A 23,925-nucleotide genomic window follows, 5' to 3' on the forward strand; every position below is an offset into this window, starting at 1 on the left:
TCATCAATTTTAGCCAAATATCTTAGAATTATATTTTTAAGGATTGATGGGAGATTCAATTGAGAATACATGGGTTTGAGTTTGTCATAGTAGTGGGCTTTATATCAACCTTTAAAAGAAAAGTTTCCTGAGAAAAGGGGAATTCTCAGAATATAAAAAGAATCTAAAGTTTTCAATAATTCTCTTAAAGCCTCATCTTATGTAATAAAAACATTACTAAGTTTAATATTCCGGGGATTCATAGAACACAACTCCTCTTAAAATAAAATACTTTTGACCAATACATTTGTTTTGTTAGCATTGAAAGATGATTAGGTAGCACACAGCAAAACTTTAATGATTTCGTTAAGAGGCTTCCCTTCAAAGTATTACATTCTTATAGAAGACAATTTCTTTTTAATCTACACCACAGTCTTCAATATATAGATAGACTCTTCCCCTAAGGGGGCATAAACCATTCACACATATTATCCCTATAGTAGGGGCTTGAATTCAGTGTGATAGTCATTGGGTACTTGTAATGATAGGTTCGAGTTGACTTTCTAAGGTCACTTCCATAGTATTAGACTTCTTAGATAGTAACCCTCTAAGATTTCACTTGACGAATAATTAAGTACTATTGCCGAGGAGATAGAAAGTTTTAAGTTCGATACGCTGTTGTCGTTGTCGACAATCATCCAGGATATAATATCCTTAAATAATTAAATCAGTGGTAATACAACCTGGTTTTCACTCTCTTTAATAAGCTGTACTCAAGTGTTTGGGCTTTATTAAGAATATGTAAGCCGGTCTATTACCGCTGATTCCCATTGACAATAGTTATCAGTGACTTTTAGTTTTAAGGTCAAATTCAAGATTTCTTTTCTATCTTTAAGTAATTATCTACGATAACAGCGATTTACACTGCAAACTTTTATCCCAAATATTTAGAACTAAGGCTATTTTTTTTCCAGTCAATGGGTAGATGAATGTCTCCTAATAGCATGGGCTGTTTTCCCCCAGTTACTTGAGGTAAGTTACCCGATATACGATAAAAAAAACGCCAGTAAGCTAGGACACTAAAAGCAATAGATTCTTTGAAGTCTGTGCTAATTCCGAGATCATTGGTAGTCATAATTCGGGAATTAAGTAAGTGTTGTTGTAATCGTTTGGCCAAATATTGATTACGACTTCCTCCACCACATAGTAGAATCTCATCAATAGGTTTATTAATAAATTGGTGATAGCTATCGGCAATTGAGGCGGCTGTCAACTCTGTTATGGTGGCTAACCAATCTTCGTTTGTGAGATGACACGTTTGTGCGTCTTGCCAACATTGTTCTAGATAAACATAACCAAATAGTTCTCGTCCCGTTGATTTAGGTGGTGGTTGTTGAAAAAACTCTTGTTTTAGCCATTTTCGTACTAATGGTTCACAGGGAGTCCCCTGAGAGGCCCATTCACCATTATTATCGTAGGTTTGTTGGCCATTGGTCAATTTTTGAACGGCTAAGTCAATTAAGATATTTCCTGGACCTGTATCCCATCCACGAATTTTTTGTTCCCAGTGAGGTTGTTGATGAGGAGGGAGATAAGTCACATTTCCAATTCCCCCAATGTTTTGAACACAGCGATGGCGGGTAGTATGGCCTAACAGGTATGCGTCAACCTTAGATACTAAGGGCGCACCTTGTCCTCCAACAGCGATATCAGCCGCCCGAAAGTTACTGACAGTAGGAATCCCTGTTAAATTGGCAATAACTGATCCTCTCCCCAATTGTATGCTATATCCCAATTCAGTTTTTTTGTTACTTTCCTTAAGGGGTCGGTGAAAAACAGTTTGTCCATGAGATCCAATTAATTTCACTTGGGGATGGCTTTCTTGAATTATTTTGGCTGCTTGGGCAAAACAATAGGCGACAGAATCATCTAATCGGGCAAATTCTTCAACAGAAATTGGTTTTCCTCCACAAACTTCTATTATTTGGGATCTGAGTTCTTTGGGATAGGAATAGATTTCTCCTGACAGTAAATTAATTTTTAAGTCTAGTTCTGTTCCGGTAATTTCCACTAAAGCAGCATCAATTCCATCAACAGATGTGCCACTCATTAAACCAATGCAATGCATAATTTTGCTCCTAATTACCCAAAAGTTGAGTAAATTATTTTTTTCTAGGGTTCTCTAATTGTGTTTGCCAAGGTTAAATTACCTTATTTATATAATTGGTGGTGACCATCTGCCGTCTTATCATAAAAATGATAAACAAGTTTATTTGTCATATATTAAGGATGACTTGCATAAGAAAATTTTTCAACATTTTATCGATTTTATTAGGAAGATCAAAAAGAAATAATAAGAAAATTTATTTAGCTTATTTCATAATAATAGCTATTTTACATGAAATATCTATTTTTATTGTGGCTAAGATATTGATATTTTTTTATGTTAGATTTATAGAATGTATATTTTACTAGATTTAGTAAATTTAAGTAATACTAAACCTGTTGTACACAAAGGATCATATAAGCATAAGGTATGATTATTAATTAAAGGTTAAGTATAAATTATATATAGCATATAAATACTATTTTAGTATGTTTTATATTTAAGTTAAACTGTGTTAAATTTAATATTTTAAATTAACTTATATTTCAAACAATAAATACCTAATTTAGTTAAATAAAATTATAAATCCATAAATATCTACTCTATTTAAACTTAATTCTTGAAAAACTAAAAGACTAAAAAAAATATATTTATAAAATAATTACGAGATATAAATTATAAAAAATGAGGCATAATTAATTACTATATAAGTTTATTTAAAAGTTAACTTATATTAAAAATAACCGTAAAATTCATAAAAAAATTAAGTCATAAAACAAGAAACATAAATAATGCTTAAAGATTTAATTTAGGATTAATATATGAAAAAAATATACATCCAAAGAGTTGATAATTAATGTAATTACTGTGATAAAAAAAATATTATGTATTATTAGTAAATACAAATCAAAAAGTAGTTAGAAACTCATATACAAATATTATCAATTAATGCCATAAATTTATGTATTAACATATATATTCTTTGTGAAGAAAATAAGTTATTGATTAAATAATTGGCAAAAATTATTAATATAAAAATTTAAAAACTTGAGGATACTAGTAAGAAACAAGAAGATTTTAAATTTAAAATCAAGGCTAATATATTTTTTATAAAAAAAATTAAGCATGTTTATAAATAAAAAAATAAAAAGTCAAATCAAACCAGATATGTAAAAAATTAGTATTTTTTTCGACAATAACTTAATAATCAATAGAGATTTAAGATAATTTCTGATAATAACTTATACTAAGTATCAGAACTATCAAAATAGCTAATTAGCGTTAAAAAGCTGTAGTATTATTATGTGTTCTTATCTAAAAATTACTTATTCTATTTTTTTGCCAAGAAACAATTCAAGGACCAGTAGGAGGGATTTAAAATAAATCTAAGTTGATCAAAATAATAACTTATGGATTCAGAAATATAGTCAATTTTTAAGGGTTAAGTTTCTTTAATTGATATTTTTCTAGTTAATTTTATATTCTGAATTCAGAATATAAAATTTTTGCGACAGAAGAATATCAGTTCAATAATTTAGCTATAATTTTGTTTGGAAAATTCAGTTAATATCTAAGTTAGATAGTGATCGAGTGAATATTATAACTTTTATTCAAAAAATAAGAGAAAACGTGGTATTCTCTTCTAGTGATTTATTAAGGAATGAATTTCTGATTAAAACTCAACTGTACTTTTAATTATTTTTTAATATTTTTATAGAAAGATCATAAAACTTTTTATTTGTTTGACTATTTAGCAATTTAACTATATAAAAATTAGGTAGTTTGGGAAGACAGAGACAAACATACTAATTTAATTATTGAAAACAACTATTGAGTTAACAATTAAGACTGGATTTAAGTTATTGACAATAAGTAGCTACGGTTCTTTATTCCGAAAGAATAAAAATCAGGAATCAACTCTGACAATATCTAAAACAAGAAAATAAATTTATATTTAGGAATTACTATTTTTAATAGTACTTAATCTTAATCAAGCAAAGGCAACAATAAAGTTACAAAATAATAGACTAAAGGAGCGGTAAAAACATAACTATCAGTGCGATCTAAAATCCCTCCGTGACCAGGAATTAATTGACCTGAATCTTTTACTCCTGCATCTCGTTTCATCATTGACTCAGTCAAGTCACCTAATAAGCTAACAATACCGATTAATATCCCTAGCAAAAGTCCAGTTAAATACCCATAGGGCCAAGTTAAATACCAAGCTCCTAATTCAGCAACAATAATACTCCCTAATAGGCCAAAAATTGCTCCTTCAACTGTTTTTTTAGGACTAATATCAGACAGGCGCGTTTTTCCTAACCATTTTCCCATAATATAAGCTCCAATATCTGCCGCCCAAATACAGCTAAAGGCAATAAAAGTCACCATCAACATAGGGGGAAATAAATTGGGTTCAGTCCATGATTTAGGCCAAAATCCCATCAATGAGAAATTATTACTAGTAATATTCACCGTGGGAACTGTATTGGCAAACCCGACCCGTAATCTTATCCAGTAACTAGGTAAATACCCCCCATAAAATAACCCTAAGATAGAGGTTGAAATATCAGCAATAGTGGCTAGTTTAGATTGGAATAATAAGTAAAAACAAATTAAAGCCCCTGTTAAAGGAAATAGGGCATCGGTGAGGGGAGGGGCTACAGCAGCAGTGATTAATAATACTTGAGACACTACTAAGGTGGTTTTAGCAGCAGGGACAATACCTTTTGCCCGGACTAATTGAAAATATTCTAATTGTCCTAAGAAAACGATTAGACAAAGCCCTAGGGTGAAATACCACCCTCCAACGATGAGCATAGTTAAGGCAAGGGTAATGGTAACAATAGTACTGATAATCCGAGTCCAAGGCATAAGTTAGAGTGACATTTAGGTGAAAAGATCAAGAAATTCTTATAAAGGAAAAACAAATGTCTATGAAAAATTAACGAGTTCTCTTATCTCTAATCGTATAAATCTTCTGAGGATGAAAGCAGCTTAACTTGAATTATAAAAAATGTTTTCACGTTACCAACTTCTTCACTTAGAGATTAAAACTTTTCTCCACTCAGAATAAAACTAGGATCAACAGCAGCAAAAACCTGATGAAGTCCTCTAGTCTCTAGACGATTTACTCCTGATTGAACAACTTCTATGTTACGCGCTTGTAGTGAGGCTAACCCTTCGGCAATCAAATACAGGGTTTCTAGACTACTTGCGGTGGCTATTAACCTACCTTCAGGCTTTAAAAATTGCCAAGCTTCTGTCACGATATTTTTAATTGGCCGGCCCCCTTCGATACAAATGCGGTCAGGCAAGGGTTGCAATTGGTCGAAACATTCAGGTGCACTACTTTCAAAAATCGTGACATTTTTAACTCCAAAGCGATCACAATTATTGCGAATTAGTTTTACCACGTCTTCGTCTCGTTCGACAGCAATGATAGTACTTTCAGGGCATAGTAAACCAATTTCTACGGGAATCGTACCTGTTCCTGCACCTATGTCCCAAAGAATTGAGTTAGCATTAAATCGTAGAGCAGAAATTAACAATAGACGAACTTCTCGTTTACTTAGGGGAATTCCCGGAAAGCACTCGAAAAGATGATCCGGAATACCAGGAGTCTTGTGAGGCCAAAGCATAAGATAGCAATATAATTGGACAATGATAACTAGGTCTATTATCGGAGACAATGGGCAATTAGAAACACTAAAATAGTGTCTCATTTTTTAAGCTTTTAGTTTAACCAATGACCAAATTCTTCTATGAACCGATCGCCTAAAATAGCTTCTCGAATGCGTTGAGTAAATCTCACTAATTCCGTAATGTTGTGTAGGGATAGAAGGGTATATCCTAACATTTCCTGCGATCGCACTAAATGATTTAAATATGCCCGGCTAAAAGTCTGACAGGTATAACAAGGACAATCAGCATCAAGGGGACCAAAATCCTCGCGAAACTGGAAATTTTTTAGATTCCAACGTTCTCCTCTCACTAATGCAGTTCCGTGGCGGCCAAAACGAGTAGGAATGACACAGTCAAATAAATCAATCCCGGACGCGATTGTTATAGCCATCTCCCGATAAGTCCCTACTCCCATTAGATAACGAGGTTTAGTTGCTGGAAGCAAGGGTGCGGTAATTTGCACAATTTCTCGAATTAAAGCTGGTTCTTCCCCTACACTAACTCCTCCAATAGCATATCCTGGTAAATCGAAGTCTATCAAAGACTTAGCTGCTGATATCCTTAATTCTGGATAAATTCCCCCTTGAACAATGCCAAACAAAGCTTGATCCTGGGGACGTTGGTGAGCATCAATACACCGTTCTAACCAACGATAGGTACGTTCAGTGGCTGCTGCGACCGTTGAATAATCTGCTTTACCTGGAGGACATTCATCAAAAGCCATAATCACATCAGCTCCCAAAGTATTTTGAATATGTATTGAACGTTCGGGAGTTAATTCAATAATTTTTCCATCCCTAGGAGAACGGAAAGTTACGCCAATTTCTCGAATATGGCGTAACTCACTGAGACTAAACACTTGAAATCCACCAGAATCAGTTAGAATTGGACCTTTCCATCCCATAAACTGATGTATTCCCCCTGCTTTTTCGATCAGGGTTTCTCCGGGTTGCAAATGTAGATGATAAGTATTGGCTAAAACCATCTGTGCTCCCGTAGTTTGCAGTTGAGCGGGGGTTAGCCCTTTCACTGTTGCTAGGGTTCCCACAGGCATAAATCGAGGAGTTTCTACCGGTCCATGAGGGGTGTGCCAAACTCCGACTCTAGCGAGAGTTTGACAACATTTTTTTTGAGTTTGAAAAGAAAATCTCAAAGTTACTATAAAATATAAAGTTAACAGAATCACTCCATTGTAACTAAGTAGTTGACATTGATATAGAAATCCAAATAGTTTTCGAGCAAAAAGTTTAATCACGAGTTTCCTTATTAAACTTTTTAAGAACTCAATCAAAAAAAATTGTCCTCAAGCAAAAAGAGTAGAAAATAGATGTGGTACGCAAAGTGCAAACCCAGATACTATTGTTGTCATTATTACCATCGAGAATTCCTTAAATTTTAGAGATAAGCTAGGATATTTTTGTCTAAGGGCGATATTGAGTTTCTACAATATATTAGAGTATCTTAATATTGATGCTACAACCATTCCCTAAGTTATCTAAACCCTATGCTTTAGCCAGGGCATAAGCTCCTTAAGAAAAGAAAATATCAATCTGTCAGTCTTCTGATAGTAGGCGAACCCAGGAAAAGAGCTCTGATGATTAGCTAAGATAAAAATAGGGATAAGCAAAAGTAAAATAGAGAAAAGACTATGAGTTCGGTAAACTTTATTATTTTATTTCTTAAAATGAGCAATTTTTTTTGTATTTAAATGATAAAATTTCTGCTCCTATTTTCGTTTCTAAAAAAATTTTTAGGTCACGAGTCAATTTTTATGGTTCTTGCTCTTCTAATTGAGTTAGCTATTTTTTAAAGTAGGCTGATATCCAATTACTTAGACATAAATAAACAGTACTGCGTTAATGTGTATTTTAGGATTAAAAGTGAGCATTATAAATAAATATAAAAATGAATATATTAACAGAGTGAGCTATAAGAACTCGAACTAACTCATATCATCTTCTTCTCATTTAAGAGTTTTGCTAAGGTCCAAGTAAGAAAGGACTTTATTTGAGTCAAGTTAAGCTTAAAGAATTTTAAAAAAAATCAAAGATAGAGCTAGGACAATACAATTGCTAGCAATAAGTAGGAAGATGGAGAAAATATAATTTATTTAAAATGGACTTATTTGACAATTCGCACAACAATTTATTAATGGAATAAAAACAGTCCTACAGGAAGTACGAGATACTTCGTAAAATCGTAAAAAAATATGTTTAAAATATCTAGATTAATTAGACTTTTGTCTGTAATAAACAGTCATTTTTTTAATTTAAAATAAAGGAATATAAAATAATTTAACAGACTTAGAAAAAATATGTAGCCTATATCAACTGATACAAGTATTCTACTTTAAATTAGTTTTAAAGAGTTTAACAAGTAAAATATTATAATGAGTTTTTTGAATTAAAAATAAATAGTAAATAATTAAAAATTATACTATTCCTTTCCTTACTTAGGATGCAAAAATAATAATTTCAAAAACACAATTTAATTTTTAATATACAAATTTTTAATAATCAAATTTTAATATATAGATACCATTCATTATGGTAGATTATCTTTTATCAAAAAACTATGCTATATTCATTTAATTTTAACTTATTAGTTGAACGAACAAAATCTTATCTTAGACAAGAGTGAAGTGGTTTTCTTCATCTTTATTGAAGTTAAACTTTTTAAAAACTTCATCACAATAATAAATTAAATATTAGAGATATACTTATGGTATAGATCGTCGTCAAATGAGATATGATTAATTTGTTAAAAAATCCACATAAAAGAAAGCTAAACCTTTATCTAACTAAGTTAAAAATTAGTGTCGAATTTAGGCTAGCTGATGTATCTATCAGTTCCGAACTTTGTTTAAGCTTCTATAGTTTTGTTTGTTTATGTTCGACTACTTAGCGGTTGCTCTTTCTTTAATTATTTGTCTATTTTGGAACTCACTGATCTAGTAGTTTATTCCAATGTCCTAAGCCTAAAAAAAGATTTTTCTGAACAAACATTAGTCAGAAAAAACCCTTTCTTAATTCGTAGATAATAGTCACTAAACTAGGGAAATAGTTAAAATCTGAGATAAATTAGATTAACTAAATCGGATTAACTGAGTTTAGAATTTAAAGGTGGTTCGTAAAGCCCCAACCCAAATACTGTTATTGTCATTATTGCCCTCAGGTTGAAGAACAACATAAAAACCAGGAGTTAGCAAAATATTTTTGGTGATGGGGTATTGATACTGAGCTTCAATGATGTAAGGAATATTCTGGTCAGGAACTTGCAAATCTCCAGTAATGGCATCAACCCGTTGGGTATGGGTAAGAGCACCGCCGGCAAGGGAAAGAATAGCTCCTTCCTTAAAGACGTCAACGACGTTAAGGGCTGCCATCCAGGACCACAAGTCAGCACCAAAACCGCGACGACTGTTTTCATCTTCGTCAACCCCTTGGGCACGCCCTAATCCATAGCCTACCCAACCGGTTAGGTTAAACATATGATTGATACGCCAGTTACCGTTAGCTCCGTAAGCATCAAGAATCGTCGGGGTTTTTAAGAAAGGATCACTAGCTAGTCCGCTACCGGTGCTAGAAGTCAAGTTGACATGATCCTCTTTGTAGTAAGTGTGTAGGTAGTGAAAGTTCAAGGCAAGATTGTCAGTTGGATAAAATCCAAGTTGACCCCCTGCGCTGAAGTTACCATTAAATAAACCGCTTCCTAGTTCAGGATTAGCACCGTCATTACTAGGGGTCAAATAAAGCCCACGAAGGGTGAACATATCATTTAATTCATAGGCAAAACCGGCACCAATACCTTCTTCACCCCGCATAGTTATAGGATCACGACGGACAAATCTTGACAATGCCCCAGTTCCTGAACTTTTTAGGAATGGGTTTCCTTCATCAAAAATATCATCTATATCTAGAGAGTTACCTCCAACATAACCAGTGAAGTTACCGATGGGAAAACGGTAGTACAAGTTTTCAATGTTAAGGTCAGCATCGCTGTTAACATCGTGTCCTAACCGTGCCATATTAGTCCCTGTGGCACGACTTAAGTTAAAGATAGTTCCTGCTTCAAGACGAGTAATTAGTCTATCCTTTCCGTTAAAACTAGCATCTAAGTTAAGACGAGTCCGATGACCAAAGGTCACGTTATCGTCAATACGTCGCCGTGCGTCTGTAAATCTACCGTTTTGCAAGTCTTGGTTAAACTCGTCTCGCTCACGAGCGTCTAAAGCTCGTTCCCCTGATGCAGAGGAGATAGTAAACAGTACTTCCCCTTTTAACTTGGTGGTAGTGGAAAACTGATGATTTTCGAGGAACGCTATCCTATGTTCGAGGTTATAAACTCGTGCGCCTAAGGCGATTAATTCTTGTTCAAATTCTCGGGTTAATCGCTCTAGTTTTTCAATGTCTTCTCGTAAAACAGCAACGTTTTCTTGTAAGAGTCGTTCAATGGTATTCAAACAAGCATTTAAGCCAGCTGCAAATTCCCAACGACTGGCAGCCCGGTCGCCTCGGAAATTTCGATCAGGATAACCGACAATACAACCATAGCGTTCAACTAAACTTGATAAAGCTTCATAAGTCCAGTCAGTAGGGGATATATCCCGTAATTCCGAAACGTTGGTGACTTGGAAAGTAGAAGTAACAGATTTACGCTTAAAAAGACTACGATTAACGTAATTTTCTAATTGGGGACGATTCCGTAGAATCTCTAAAGCTTCTGTCGAGTTTATCATATTGGGGTTAGCTGTTTCTATCTCCGTTTCTGGAGATGCGACCACCCCTTGAGCAACTGAACATAGAATTCCCAAGACCCCTGGGGTTGCTTTGAGCATTTGACTAAAGAATCGTGACATTGGGAATAGTCCTCACACCTGAAATAATAAGTATCAAAACTACTGAGTTTATACAGTGTTCTTTGATACTCAGTTGATTTTGTTGATCTTATTTTCAAATTCTAATCTAACAGACAAATTATACAAGATAGATCAAAGTCTGGACGAAAATAAGCTAAGGTTTCCTAAAAGTCTTGTAAAAGAACTGGACTAAAAGTTTGGGATATTTTTATATTTAAGAAAATGTCAAGGGGTTATAGCCAAAGATACACTTATTAACTTGATTATGAGAATACTTTAACAAATTCTGTTTAACCTCGATATCCAGTAACTATATAAGAAACTCGTTGAGCAATATTGGTAGAATGATCTGCCATTCTTTCTAGGTGACAAATGACTAAAGCTAATAAAAGAAACGGTTCAATGACTCCCTGAATATCTCGTTGACAAGCTAAAGTTTGATAAAGTTTTTCATAGGTGTCATCTACCGTATCGTCAAGTCGTTTAACCTGTTTTCCGGCGTTGCCATCAAGTTCCACTAAAGCAACCAAACTTGTCCCTAGCATCATTTGGGCATGATAGGACATAGTGGCAGCTTCCTCCATAATAGGATGGGGGGGATAAGAAAGCAATTTTACGGCTATTTTTGCTAAATCTTTGGCATAATCCCCAATTCTTTCTAAATCTCTGACTAATTGCATGAAGGCGCTTACAAGACGTAAGTCTTGAGCCACAGGGGCTTGTAGTGTCATTAGGCTAGCGCAATCAAGTTCTATCTGTCGGTAGTAGCGATCAACTTGTCGATCAATTTTAATAATTTTGCCAACTGCGTCTAGATTCTGATTAAATAGGGCTTGATGACTAAGACGACAGGATTCTTCTACTAAAGTTCCCATTCGTAATATTTCTTGTTTTAGTCGTTTGAGACATCGTTCGAAGTGAGTACGTTTAGGGTGATTATTATAATACGATAGGTTCACAGGACTTCTTGCAGAAGAAAGACAAAAGGTATTTGAACAAAAGTTAAAAAGGAGATCTAACGACACCTTGCCCATGGTGCGTCATCCTTAGACTATACACCAACTTGTTATCTATCAATAGTCATAACAAAAAAATCGATAATTTGGTATTAGTAGGTTTCGATGTTTATCCTAACTATATTTTTAGGAAAAATAATTAATTACTTCAATCTTATGAATAATCGTACTTAATTTTGTAATCAAAAGTTGTTATGGATCTATATTTCAACTTAATCCGCCAACTTGGGTTAAACATGTAAATTCTATTGAAAAAACCTAAATTAGCCTCTAGGTTTCTGTAACGTTCCATGAACATCTTGACTAATCTTTCCAAACTCCGAAACAATAACCAGAAGGAACTTCCCTCCTTGAAAATAAGCAATCAAAGAATAGAAACTAAATCTCTCCAAGAAATTGCTATTATGCGCAAATCATCTCAAATTGTAGCCACGGTCCTCAAAGAAATCGAGATGATTGTAGAACCAGCAATGACAACAGAGGACTTAGATAGATATGCTGAACGCAGAATTAGAGAAATGGGAGCAACCCCTAGTTTTAAAGGATATCATGGTTTTCCTGCTTCTATCTGTGCTTCCATTAACCAGGAAGTTGTTCATGGCATTCCTAGCCCTATAAACGGAAGGTTCGTGTTGGAGATGTACTTAAAGTAGATATAGGAGCCTATTTTCAAGGTTATCATGGGGATTCTTGTATCACTATTGCCGTAGGAAAAGTTTCGCCGACAACTTCCCTTCTAATTATTGGAGCCCAGGAAGCATTGTATGCCGGAATTGAGTAGGTAAAAGCGGGAAATTATTTATTAGCTATTGCCGAAGCGATCGAAGATAAGGTCAAAGAGTATGGTTATAGCGTTGTAGAAGATTATACCGGTCATGGTATAGGGCGTAATCTCCATGAAGATCCCTATATTTTTCATTATCGCACTAAGGAGTTGCCCAACGTTAAATTACGGGCAGGAATGACCTTAGCCATAGAACCGATTGTCAATAAAGGGTCAAAATATACGAGAAAACTTCGTGACCGCTGGACTGTGGTAAGAGTGGATAATTCTCTGTCTGCACAATTTGAACACACGGTATTAGTCACACAAACGGGATATAAAATTTTTACAGATCGTACTGCTCTGCTATTTAGCGTTCGGCATTCAGTAGGAATCAACAACCGTTGACCTCTAAAATCCCTTATAATGGTAGTAAGGCGGGCAACACCCACCCTACTTAGGTTGGAGTGAGGGATTTTAGTAAACCTCAACGTGCCAACGATGATCCTTTTTCATAGACCTAACAAAGTCAGACCATTCTACTCCCTGCTTGTTAGCAAAGGGAGCGAGTCCTTCTTCAAGTCCGCTTTCCATACCTTTTAGTCCACACATGTATAGGTGAGTTTTGGGCTGTTGTAACATATTCCATAACTCTTCGGCGTGTTCAGCGACTCGATGCTGAATGTACATCCTGCCACCGTCTTTGTTTTTCTGTTCCCGACTGATAGCAGTGCTAAGACGGAAGTTTTCGGGGTAATCTGCTTGCATCTTCTCCCAATCATCTTTGTAGAGAATATTAGCGGAGTAAGGAACCCCAAAAATTAACCAACTCAGCCCTTTAAATTTATAGTCTTCGTGTTTCTCTTTGAACATCCGCCAGAGAAATGAACGAAAGGGAGCAATTCCAGTCCCTGTTGCCAACATGATGACAGTGGCGTCTTCATCCTCAGGAAGAAGCATTTCCTTACCTACAGGTCCCGTAATGGCTACATCAGCACCAATCTCTAGATAACACAGATGGGTTGAGCAAACACCATAAATAGTCTCTCCAGTTTCAGGATGTTTATATTCAAGTTGACGAACACACAAAGAAACTGTCCCATCGTCGAGTTTATCACCATGACGGGTAGATGCGATGGAATAGAGTCTTAACTTATGGGGTTTGCCATTCTCGTCAGTTCCCGGAGGAATGATTCCAATACTTTGCCCCTCTAAATAGTGCAAATCTCCGCCGGAGATATCAAAGGTAAGGTGTTGAACAATTCCACTACCGCCTTCAGCGACGAGAGGATAATTTTCAATACATTTCCCGATATAAGGATCTTTGGGCTTGTAAATATTAACAGGAATTGTCGCCTTTGCTTGAGTCATAGACTTATCTTGTTGGTTTCTTGTTGCTTTGCGGTTGTTCTAGGACCCGGGGTTTTGACTGGTTGGTGATAACTTGCTAAAGGAGCATCTGCGTTCAGAGGTTTGACGTCAACAATCCGAATACCCATGCGAGCAATGCGGCGTATTTCCTAATTTATTCACTGATAAGAAACAGTGACAGAGAAACTTCCACTGCGACGAACTAGGTAGTCAAGACTATAATTAATCGCTACTCCGAATTTAACTCCACAACTCCGTAGACAAACAGTTGGTTTGTCTAGGGAGTTGCTTTGATTGAAGTCGCCCATTAGGCGGCTGTACATGTTATCTGTTGTTCCCAATCCACTCAAAACACAACAGCTGCACTCTATCGTCAACCTACGTTAGCAGACTTAGGGTACAGTGGTAAATCAGGTTAGAAAACCTATAAACCAGACCAGGTCACAATTTAATTGTACCTTATTCTAATATTAAAACCTGTCAACCTTGCCTTAGTTTAAAGTTTTTTTAGGAAAAATTTTAAACTAAGGCAAAAGGCAACAATAATTGATACTCAACGCTTGAAGTGTAGATTAAATTAGAATTTTCAGCTTGGAACTGATGAATATTTAGTATACTCGCTATACTTTAAGCCTCCGCAGCAGCTGAGATACAAATTGCTCTCACATTATTTATTAGTCATTCAACTTATTTTTATTTCATTAGTCAGTCGATTATTAGCAATTACAGTGGTTGAGCTTGAGAAGTCGTGCATCAATTCTTTCCCATTATGATTCATTAGGATTAGTGGGAAGTTTGTTTGCTTTATCTATTAAAATTAGTTTGGTCCGAAGAGTTGTTCTGGTTACTAGAGCTTCCTTTTTGACTATTTTATCTCGAAGATGTTACATAGATAGCTATGGGTATTTTGCATTTAAAGCACCCCAAAAAAGCAGCTTAATTATTGAAATAATATTGTGCCTAGCCTTTTAAAGTTTCATGGCTTAGCCATGATAGCAGCCCAGAAGTCAGCATTTTAAAGTAAAAATTATTACTAAAAAGTAAAGATAATTAATTTTATTAAAGTAGAGAAAAATATCTTGATTAAAATAAAAATATCTTGATTAAGAGAATAATATATTTTAACTATAAACGATCAATCTTTTACTAGAAAATCATAAATTTAGTTGACTATCGTCGCATCAGGATGTCAGCAGCGTGTGTCTTAAAATTTACTAATCTTTATTTTTTAAAAAAAGAACTTTTTCTACGGGTTAGGGTAGTTATATTCTTGATATAAATTGCTACGTTTACCAAAACTGTAGATTTATATATAGCCATTAATGAGTTTTTATTAAGTTCAATAACATAAAATATTTACTATATAAGATAATAAAAAATTAATATCAATTTAGATTGATTAAAGTCAAGTAATATTTAGTAAATCAATGATTTATTGTAAAAGTTTGAGATTTTAAAGTTGACTATTTTATTCATTTTTAGACTAGACAATGAAGTGTTAGGTATTAGTACATGTATTTTATTCACTTTATGTCTACCGGAGATGCTGAACTATTGAACAATTGTATCTGAGCTCAATATAGAGATTTCAAACAATAATCTTGTTAAGAATAAAAACTAATTGAACCAACTATGAAATATCATATTCCTGCAGGTATTTTTCATGGTTTTTAAAAAAATTAGGATTGACTAGTCAGATATATATTTATTTTATGATTACTGTAACTAAATACGTCTTGTTATCAACAGTTAATTACGACATTGTTTATTAAATAAAACGGTAGAGATTAATCTAAAAAATAATTACCATCAATAGCATAGTAAAGTATCTTCCTGTATTATCTAAAATTAGACTAATTCTGTACTGGCAGTAAAATCATCGCAACTAAAGAGTATATAGCTCTCTTTTGTACTATTATTAGTATCATTTCATTACCATTAGCATAAGTTATACTTATGCTAATGGTAATGAAATAAAAGGGGTTGTTTCTATTGAGGTCTAAAAAATTGAAAGATTAAATTGTTATTTGTCCTAAAAATTATAGATATTTTATTTTTTAATTTAGTATGAATATTTTTTTATTCAATTTATTTAAACACTAAATTTAGTTACTTAAAAAGTTAGTTAGGTAAATAGATAAAAATTTATTCACTATTTTTTATAGGACAATTTTTTTATTAAATTAAGGAAATTTTTATTCTCTATATTTAGAGAATAAGTGCCAAATACATCAAGGCAATATGTTAAACATCTATACCTTTATTAATCTCCAAATATTAGTGAATTTCAGAATTACTGGATAAATATTCATTAATATGAAATTGTATTTCAGGTACGGGATAAATTATTTATTGAAAATATAAGCTAGATTGTTTTTTCAAAAAATTTAAACATTCTTTGAGGTTATATCAAAGAATGTTTAAATTTATCTAGTTTTACTCATAATCATACCCTAGGATAAATTACTATCTAAAAATAAATATTTTTCAATAGTTGTTTAAATATTATTTCCCTAGATATCACTTCCTTAGGAATGTTCAGTATATACCAGGAATAAACTTATGAAAAATTAGCTACTGGATTTTAAATTAAAATAGAACAAAATAAATATTAGAGTATTATTTTTTCTGTAGTAAAGATAACTGTTTTTACATAATTTTTTACCACAAATAATAGACTAAGACTACATTATATAAAAAACTAATTTTGCTGTCTATCTATATATTTGACAATCAAAATATCACGATCAACTCTTATATTTAATTTAAAATATTAGTTTTAGTTAAACTCTAATAGATATTTAATTTAACGCCAATATCATTAATATTGTATTTTACATAGGTTTTTGCTCTATTTTAAAGTAAATTTTATTTATATAACTAAATAATAGATTAAACTAACTTACTATATTGCTCAACAGGTTTTTATGATAATTGATTATAACTTTTTTTTAAAAAAGGTCTATTATAAGTCACTTTTTTCCCAGAAAAATATTTATATGATCTCCCCAATTAACTTGTAATTTCTGTTGAGCACTACCGCCATTGACTGCAATTTCTACCCAGCCATGACTACCGATAAAACTGACTAATTCTTCTCGAGTCACTTCACTATAAGTCAATGCAGTCTTAATCTGTTGTTTCGCTATTTCAACTGACCAATTATGATCCCTAACTAACTTTCCTGAAATATTAGTAATAAGGTTACCAAAACGGTCAATGTATTGAATGCAACCATGAACATGGTTAGCGGTTATTATTACTTCCTTAAGGGGCAATTTAATTAAACTATCAGGACTAATACAATTTCCTAAAACGTTGAGAGAAATCCCACTGGCTAAATGTGCCCCTACGGGAGCGAAAATATCCCTTCCATGAAAAGTCAAACTGGGATGTCTAACTCTCCAATAATTAGGGTTTGTCAACTCCACCGCGACGATTGCCTCAGATAAACTCAGAACACCGCCAAATAAGCCGTTGTCAGGTCCTACCAAATACCCTTGAGAAAATTGAATCGCAACCCCTCTTCGTCGACTTCCTACTCCTGGATCGATAACCGCAACATATACCGTTCCATTCGGGAGGAAAGAATAAGCATTCATCAAACAAAACCGTCCGGCGGCAATATTCTGGGGGGGGATTTCATGGGCAATATCGATAACAGTCAAGTAGGGGTTGATACAGGCGATCGCTCCTTTGATGATTCCTACATAACCATCTTGTAAGCCAAAGTCAGTTAATAGGGCGATCACAGTCGTATAAGTCATGAGTTATAGCAAGGAATAAAGTTAAATCTGTGTTAAGTGTTGGGAACAAGGACTACAAAGTAGTCTACTTATTATCTTTAATAAACCATTATTACTTAACACTAAAATACTTTTTCTGTTGTTCAGTATTATCAGTATTAAGAGACTGTTTATCAAGCTGTCTTATTGGTGCGTTAACGCAGAGAAATAAAAGTAGTTTGCCTAGCAAACTATAAACTTAATGTTTTGTTTGAAAATAGTCTTTAAGGATTTTTGTATTTACAGAAGGGTACAATCAGGTTAACAATAGATAAGAGGTTATTTATCACCGTCATTTATGTCTGATCCCTAGAAAATGCCTAGTCAGGCTTATGATATGATTTGAGATGCGTTAAATCGCTTAATCAAGATAGTGGCTAAACTGCGATCACCTGATGATGGATGTCCCTGGGATCTTGCCCAAACTCCCCAAACTCTCATTCCTTACGTCATTGAAGAAGCTCATGAATTGGTTTACGCTATCAAAAACAAAGATCATCAAGCTATTGTCGAGGAATTAGGAGATTTATTATTACAGGTAATACTGTAAGCGCAAATTACTAGTGATAAGGGACATTTCAGTTTAAAAGAAGCTGATCAAGGAATTACTAACAAACTAATCTGTCGTCATCCTCATGTTTTTGGAGATATAGAGGTCAAAAATCAAAAAGAAGTCCGTCAAAATCGGGAAAAAATCAAAGCCCAAGAGGAGAGAGAAACTTCAGAAATGGCTCAACTATTAAGTCGAAAACTCAGTCGCTATAATCCAACTTTACCCCCTTCAATGGCTAGTAATAAAATTTTAGTTAAAGCTGTATCTTCCGGTATTGTATGGTTTAAGTTCCTCAGAGGTTTTGTCAGGAAGCAATGAGAGGTTTACTCAACAGTTATCAATAATTGAGACTTTTGCTGAGCGTTACTCAACAGATTACACTTGAAACGAGTTAGAAATCTTGTAGCAAAAAGCGAAAGAATACTTAAACTAATAGTAAACTACTCTTTATAAAAACTATTGAGATTTTTATGAGTTTAGATCAAGAGAAAGCAAATAGTTCCACTGATTGTGATTTAAAAAGGGAGAAGAATCAAGTTTGGAGAGTACTCTTGGAAAACATGCAAATTATCGTTGTTGCTTTAATTTTATCACTCATCATTCGTACTTTTATTGCTGAACCACGTTATATTCCGTCTGAGTCTATGTTGCCGACTTTAGAAGAAGGTGATCGCTTGATAGTGGAAAAAATTTCTTATTATTTTCATCCTCCCAAAAGAGGTGATGTTGTTGTATTTGAACCTCCTATACAATTGAGATTACAGGGATATAAAAAAGAACAAGCCTTTATAAAAAGAGTTGTTGGCGTTGGAGGAGAAACCGTCGCAGTTATCGATGGAAAAGTATACATTGACAACCAATTAATCCCGGAAGATTATATTTTAGAATCTCCTCGTTATAACTTAAAACCTATTACTATTCCCGATAGCAAATTATTTGTTATGGGAGATAATCGAAATAACAGTAACGATTCTCATATCTGGGGTTTTTTGCCTCAAAAAAATATAATTGGCCATGCAGTTTTTAGATTCTTCCCTTTTCAGCGAATTGGTAATGTTTAAAGAGTTAATCCTTAAAAGTTTGCTCAGCAATGACTTTCAGGAAACTTCACTGGTTGTTTCATGTATTCCGAGCCAATTTTAGTATATTTTGCTGTATAAGCTATTAGTATCCTAAGTTTAATATGCTTCTAAGCCTGTTTTAGAGTATTTTCTAACCAATCATACCAAATCGATAATCCTTCTCCTGTAATTGAAGAAACCTGAAAAATGCAAATATTAGGATTAACTTGTTTGGCATAATCTAAACAGCGGTTTAGATTAAACTGGAGATAGGGAAGTAGATCAATTTTGTTTAAAATCATTACATTACTTTTTTGAAACATATGGGGGTATTTTATTGGTTTATCTTCTCCTTCTGTTACAGAAAGAATAGCCACTTTAGCATATTCACCCAAATCAAATAATGCTGGACAGACTAAATTTCCTACGTTTTCGATCATTAAAATAGAATTAGTAGAAGGATTTAATTCTGTGCAACCTTTTTCTACCATTGCTGCTTCTAGATGACATCCCATCCCTGTATTAATTTGAATGACTTTACATCCTGTTTTTTTTATTTTACGAGCATCATTTGCCGTTTCTTGATCTCCTTCAATTACACTAATCTTTATCCTATCTTTTAAATCTTCAATCGTTCGAGTTAATAGAGTTGTTTTTCCTGAACCTGGAGAACTTACTAAATTTAACGCCAGAATATTATTACTTTTGAACCAAACTCGATTTTTTGCTGCAATCAAGTCATTTTTTGTTAGAATATTTTTCTCTAAGCTGATGGTTGTGCCGTGTATTTGAGAATGAGTTTGGAATGGTTTAGTTGTGGAATGAGAATGAGTAACCACTGTCCCATCATCTAGAATATGGGTGTGGTGGTGTTCATTCACTGTTGTAACCTCTGTTTCAAGATTAGTGAACCGTACTTGACTATCACCTAAACAACCGCAAGTTACACACATGTTTTATTGTACCTCCATTTCTTTAATTTTTAACTCTTGTCCCTGAATAATATCCAACTTAGCACTGTGACAGCAATCACAACTACCAAAGGGTTGAGAAAGGTTCATTTCGGACCCACAGTCCTGACATTTTCCTCTCCCTGGAACTTCGATGATTTCTAAAGTTGCGCCTTCTAAAACTGTCCCTTGACAACAAATCTCAAAACAAAAATGAATTGCATCAGCCATAATTGTTGAAAGTTGTCCTATCTCTAGAGTAACACGCCTAACTGATAATCCTTTAGCGTGTTCAGCTACAATAGCTACAATATTCTGAGTTATTCCTAATTCATGCATAAACTCCATAAAATTTATTACAATCCTACAATAGGACGTTTGACTTTACACTGTCAAGACTATATTTAACTGAATATTTTCTATTTTCTTTTTTAGAAGATTTTAAGTAATTTGGTTACAATCAATGTTTTATCCTTAATAGCTATTTGAATCTAACCATTTAATAAAAACCAATCTAAAACTAGATTACATGTCCACCAAATATCGGAATTAATCGAAGGTTATATCAGCAAATACTAACAATTTTAGACTCTCTTTCATCATAATCATGCTTATAATCGGGACAGGATTCTTCATTTTATGATCGTATTTCTTAGTTAGCCTTTACAATACACGATAGTAATTACTATTTTATGTTATGCCTCGAATACTAGTAATAGACGATGATGCTGCAATTGCTGAATTAGTCTCCATTAATCTGGAGATGGCCGGTTATGATGTCAATCAAGCAGAAGACGGCATTAAAGGACAAGCTTTAGCCGTCCAATTACAGCCAGACCTAATTATGCTTGATCTGATGTTGCCTAAGGTCGATGGTTTCACTGTCTGTCAGCGACTGCGCCGAGATGATCGCACAGCCGATATTCCGGTATTGATGTTAAGTGCTTTAGGACAAACTCAAGATAAAGTAGAAGGATTTAATGCAGGGGCTGATGACTATCTCACCAAACCCTTTGAGGTAGAAGAAATGTTAGCCAGGGTACGGGCGTTGTTACGACGAACTGATCGAATTCCTCAAGCAGCTAAACATTCAGAAATCCTTAACTATGGTCCATTAACCTTGATTCCAGAGCGATTTGAAGCCATTTGGTTTGAAAAAACTGTCAAGTTGACTCATCTAGAATTTGAATTACTTCACTGTCTCTTGCAACGTCACGGACAAACTGTCTCTCCGAGTGAAATTCTTAAAGAAGTTTGGGGATATGATCCCGATGACGACATTGAAACCATTCGGGTTCATATCCGCCACTTAAGGACTAAATTAGAACCCGATCCTAGACATCCTTGCTATATAAAAACTGTGTATGGTGCAGGTTATTGTCTAGAGTTGCCCAGTGCTGAACAACAACTTATTGAACAACCTGAACCTAATGCAGCCAGTGTTTAAGTGACCTAATGATCAGGGACAGATATTTCGGTTGTGAAGCCTTTAGCAACGATTAAAATGGGGGGTTGATAGCGATAAAATGTCCTAACGTTTATTTGTGAGGGAATCAATTTTTATCGTGAGATGATTAGGAAGTCATCAACTTCCCTTCCATAGTATGGGAAACTTAAGATACAATGAATCTTTGGTTTTGAAACCTACGTTAATAGGAAGTCTAATTTCCGGCTTGACGATTTTTTTATGTCCCCCCCCATTCAACCCTTACCTTCAGATGTTGTTAGCCTCATTGCTGCTGGAGAAGTAATTGACTCTCTAGCTGCGGTGGTGCGAGAGTTGTCCGAAAATGCTCTTGATGCTCAAGCAACTCGCCTAGTTATTTCCCTTTTACCAGAGGCCTGGCGTGTTAAGGTAGCAGATAATGGTGAAGGAATGTCTCTTGATGACTTACGCAACTGTGCTAAACCTCACAGTACAAGTAAAATTACTCACTTCAATGATTTAGCTAAGATTACTAGTCTAGGATTTCGGGGAGAGGCATTACATAGTTTAGCCCAAGTCTGTGAGTTAGAAATTTCTAGTCGTTATTCTATAGACCCCCAAGGGATAGGATGGCATTTACATTACAATAAACCAGGAGAACCTATAACAGAAAAACCAACGGCAATCGCCCCAGGAACAATAGTGACTGGATCAAATCTGTTTGTAAATATGCCAGTCCGTCGTCAAGGCTTACCTTCCCTCTCGCAACAACTCAAAGAAGTACAAGCAATTGTTGAAAACCTCGCTTTATGTCATCCTCAGGTAAATTGGCAGGTCTGGCACAATGAGCGATTGTGGCTTAACATTAGTCCAGGGAAAACAGCTCAGGATATTTTACCTCAACTCCTTAAACAGGTTCATCACCATGATTTACAATTCGTTTCACAACAGGTGAAAATTTTCGATAATTTTGGTTTGCAATCCTTGGAAAAGGCGCAATCAATGGGTTTCCCCTTACCTCCATTAGAAAAAAACGGATTAGTCGAAGTTACTTTAGGATTGCCTGATCGCTGTCATCGCCGACGACCTGATTGGGTCAAGGTAGGAATTAATGGGCGCGTTGTTAGATTACCTCAATTAGAACAGACAATTTTAATGACTTTTAGTCGAACCTTACCTAAAGATCGTTTTCCTATTTGTTTTCTCAACTTGACTATTTCCCCTAATCACATTGATTGGAATCGCCACCCTACTAAGGCTAAAATTTATCTTTATTCCCTTAATTTTTGGAAAAAAAAAATTTCTGAAATAATTGAACAAGGATTACGATTATTTCCTCAAACCCTGTCGATAGCGGCTCAAAATCAACGAGTTGAAAAATTACTTAAGAATAAAAATTATAACATTATACCTAACACTTCTAATGAAATTAGATTAATGCCTTTGAAGGCGGTGGCACAGGTACGCAATACTTATATTGTGGCAGAACATTCAAGTGGATTATGGTTAATTGAACAACATATTGCTCAAGAACGAGTGTTGTACGAAAAGTTACAGAGAGACTGGGAATTTATAGGTTTAGATACCCCTATAATTTTAACAAAAATATTAAATTACCAAGTTGAACAATTACAAAGAATTGGGTTAGAAGTTGAAGAATTTGGTAGGGAAATGTGGGCAGTTCGTACGATTCCTAAAATATTAAGTCGACGCGACGATCTCCAAGATGCTTTAACAGAGTTAAGTTTGGGAGGTGATTTAGAAACGGCGCAAGTAGCTATTGCTTGTCGTAGTGCAATTCGCAATGGAACTCCGATGAATTTATTCCAGATGCAAGACCTTTTAGATAGTTGGAGAATAACTAAAAACCCCCGGACTTGTCCTCACGGTAGACCAATTTATTTATCCTTAGAAGATTCTTTTTTATCTCGGTTTTTTCTCCGTCATTGGGTAATCGGAAAAAGTCATGGAATTTAATAAAGATAGAAGTCAACTCACTTTTCCATAAAGGGAAATGATAAATCATAAGTTAGATTTATAGTTAGTTCTTCTCATTACTAAATTAAATCTAATTGAGATAACATTTACTTTTTCTAGGGTTTTCTTACAATACTTTTATGTTATTCTATCTCAAATTTAGTTGTAGGGTTTCCGTGTTTGAGCAAATATTTATGATATTGACCCTTTGCTTTTATTCAAACATGACAAAATCTTTTCTGTGTTAACTAGTATTTGAAGCCATTTCACTTCTGGTTTAAGAAGTTTTCTTTTACTATCTATTTGAGTGTTAACTTGTTTAAGCAGGTTAAATATATCTGTTATTACTTCAGCTTATAGCATTAATTTGTTTGCCGCAACATTACTAGAAGATT

12 protein-coding genes and 3 pseudogenes are annotated in these 23,925 nt (G+C 34.2%); 5 read left to right on the top strand and 10 right to left on the bottom strand.

Annotated features, from left to right (window positions below; translation table 11 throughout):
- Positions 1–913: 913 nt before the first annotated feature.
- The 6 genes from ETSB_RS02765 to phoU all read right to left on the bottom strand — a co-directional run bounded on the left by ETSB_RS02765 (position 914) and on the right by phoU (position 11,587).
- Complete coding sequence (locus ETSB_RS02765; protein ID WP_044106145.1) at positions 914–2,107, bottom strand: anhydro-N-acetylmuramic acid kinase; 1,194 nt, start codon at positions 2,105–2,107, stop codon at positions 914–916.
- 1,965 nt (positions 2,108–4,072) lie between these two features.
- On the bottom strand, positions 4,073–4,960 hold the full coding sequence (locus ETSB_RS02770) for a phosphatidate cytidylyltransferase (protein ID WP_044106146.1): 888 nt from the start codon (positions 4,958–4,960) through the stop codon (positions 4,073–4,075).
- 176 nt (positions 4,961–5,136) lie between these two features.
- On the bottom strand, positions 5,137–5,727 hold the full coding sequence (gene cbiT / locus ETSB_RS02775) for a precorrin-6Y C5,15-methyltransferase subunit CbiT (RefSeq protein WP_044106147.1): 591 nt from the start codon (positions 5,725–5,727) through the stop codon (positions 5,137–5,139).
- A 95-nt stretch (positions 5,728–5,822) separates the two neighbouring features.
- Positions 5,823–6,923 carry a tRNA guanosine(34) transglycosylase Tgt gene (gene tgt, locus ETSB_RS02780; RefSeq protein WP_044107575.1) on the bottom strand — a complete coding sequence of 367 codons (1,101 nt, stop codon included), beginning with the start codon at positions 6,921–6,923 and terminating at the stop codon, positions 5,823–5,825.
- 1,956 nt (positions 6,924–8,879) lie between these two features.
- The gene (locus ETSB_RS02785) at positions 8,880–10,628 is read right to left on the bottom strand and encodes an iron uptake porin (protein WP_044106148.1); all 1,749 of its coding nucleotides are present in this window, start codon (positions 10,626–10,628) and stop codon (positions 8,880–8,882) included.
- A gap of 290 nt (positions 10,629–10,918) precedes the next feature.
- On the bottom strand, positions 10,919–11,587 hold the full coding sequence (gene phoU / locus ETSB_RS02790; protein ID WP_044107577.1) for a phosphate signaling complex protein PhoU: 669 nt from the start codon (positions 11,585–11,587) through the stop codon (positions 10,919–10,921).
- Between the two features lie 347 nt (positions 11,588–11,934).
- On the opposite strand from phoU, the pseudogene map reads away from it, so the two are divergent.
- Positions 11,935–12,815, top strand: a pseudogene (map, locus tag ETSB_RS02795) (type I methionyl aminopeptidase).
- Between the two features lie 69 nt (positions 12,816–12,884).
- Here map and petH read toward each other — a convergent pair.
- Positions 12,885–14,046 (bottom strand): annotated as a pseudogene (gene petH / locus ETSB_RS02800) (ferredoxin--NADP reductase).
- 2,704 nt (positions 14,047–16,750) lie between these two features.
- Positions 16,751–17,545: an SAM hydrolase/SAM-dependent halogenase family protein gene (locus ETSB_RS02805; RefSeq protein WP_044106150.1), complete on the bottom strand. Its 795-nt coding sequence runs from the start codon at positions 17,543–17,545 to the stop codon at positions 16,751–16,753.
- 382 nt (positions 17,546–17,927) lie between these two features.
- Here ETSB_RS02805 and ETSB_RS02810 point away from each other — a divergent pair.
- Together ETSB_RS02810 and lepB are read left to right on the top strand one after the other, a co-directional pair.
- Positions 17,928–18,501: pseudogene (locus ETSB_RS02810) on the top strand (MazG family protein).
- Positions 18,502–18,586: 85 nt separating this feature from the next.
- The gene (lepB, locus tag ETSB_RS02815; RefSeq protein ID WP_044106151.1) at positions 18,587–19,177 is read left to right on the top strand and encodes a signal peptidase I; all 591 of its coding nucleotides are present in this window, start codon (positions 18,587–18,589) and stop codon (positions 19,175–19,177) included.
- 128 nt (positions 19,178–19,305) lie between these two features.
- On the opposite strand, the gene hypB is transcribed toward lepB, so the two are convergent.
- Positions 19,306–20,130 carry a hydrogenase nickel incorporation protein HypB gene (gene hypB / locus ETSB_RS02820; protein WP_044106152.1) on the bottom strand — a complete coding sequence of 275 codons (825 nt, stop codon included), beginning with the start codon at positions 20,128–20,130 and terminating at the stop codon, positions 19,306–19,308.
- 3 nt (positions 20,131–20,133) lie between these two features.
- Positions 20,134–20,466 (bottom strand): hydrogenase maturation nickel metallochaperone HypA, encoded by a 333-nt coding sequence (gene hypA, locus ETSB_RS02825; protein ID WP_044107578.1) that lies wholly within the window; start codon positions 20,464–20,466, stop codon positions 20,134–20,136.
- A 358-nt stretch (positions 20,467–20,824) separates the two neighbouring features.
- Here hypA and ETSB_RS02830 point away from each other — a divergent pair, with 358 nt between their 5' ends.
- On the top strand, positions 20,825–21,574 hold the full coding sequence (locus tag ETSB_RS02830) for a response regulator transcription factor (protein ID WP_044106153.1): 750 nt from the start codon (positions 20,825–20,827) through the stop codon (positions 21,572–21,574).
- Positions 21,575–21,814: 240 nt separating this feature from the next.
- A complete protein-coding gene (gene mutL / locus ETSB_RS02835; protein WP_044106154.1) occupies positions 21,815–23,530 on the top strand; it encodes a DNA mismatch repair endonuclease MutL in 1,716 nt (571 codons plus the stop codon).
- The last annotated feature ends 395 nt before the right edge of the window (positions 23,531–23,925 follow it).

The sequence above is a fragment of the cyanobacterium endosymbiont of Epithemia turgida isolate EtSB Lake Yunoko genome (assembly GCF_000829235.1).
In the GTDB taxonomy this organism is placed as follows: Bacteria; Cyanobacteriota; Cyanobacteriia; order Cyanobacteriales; family Microcystaceae; genus Rippkaea.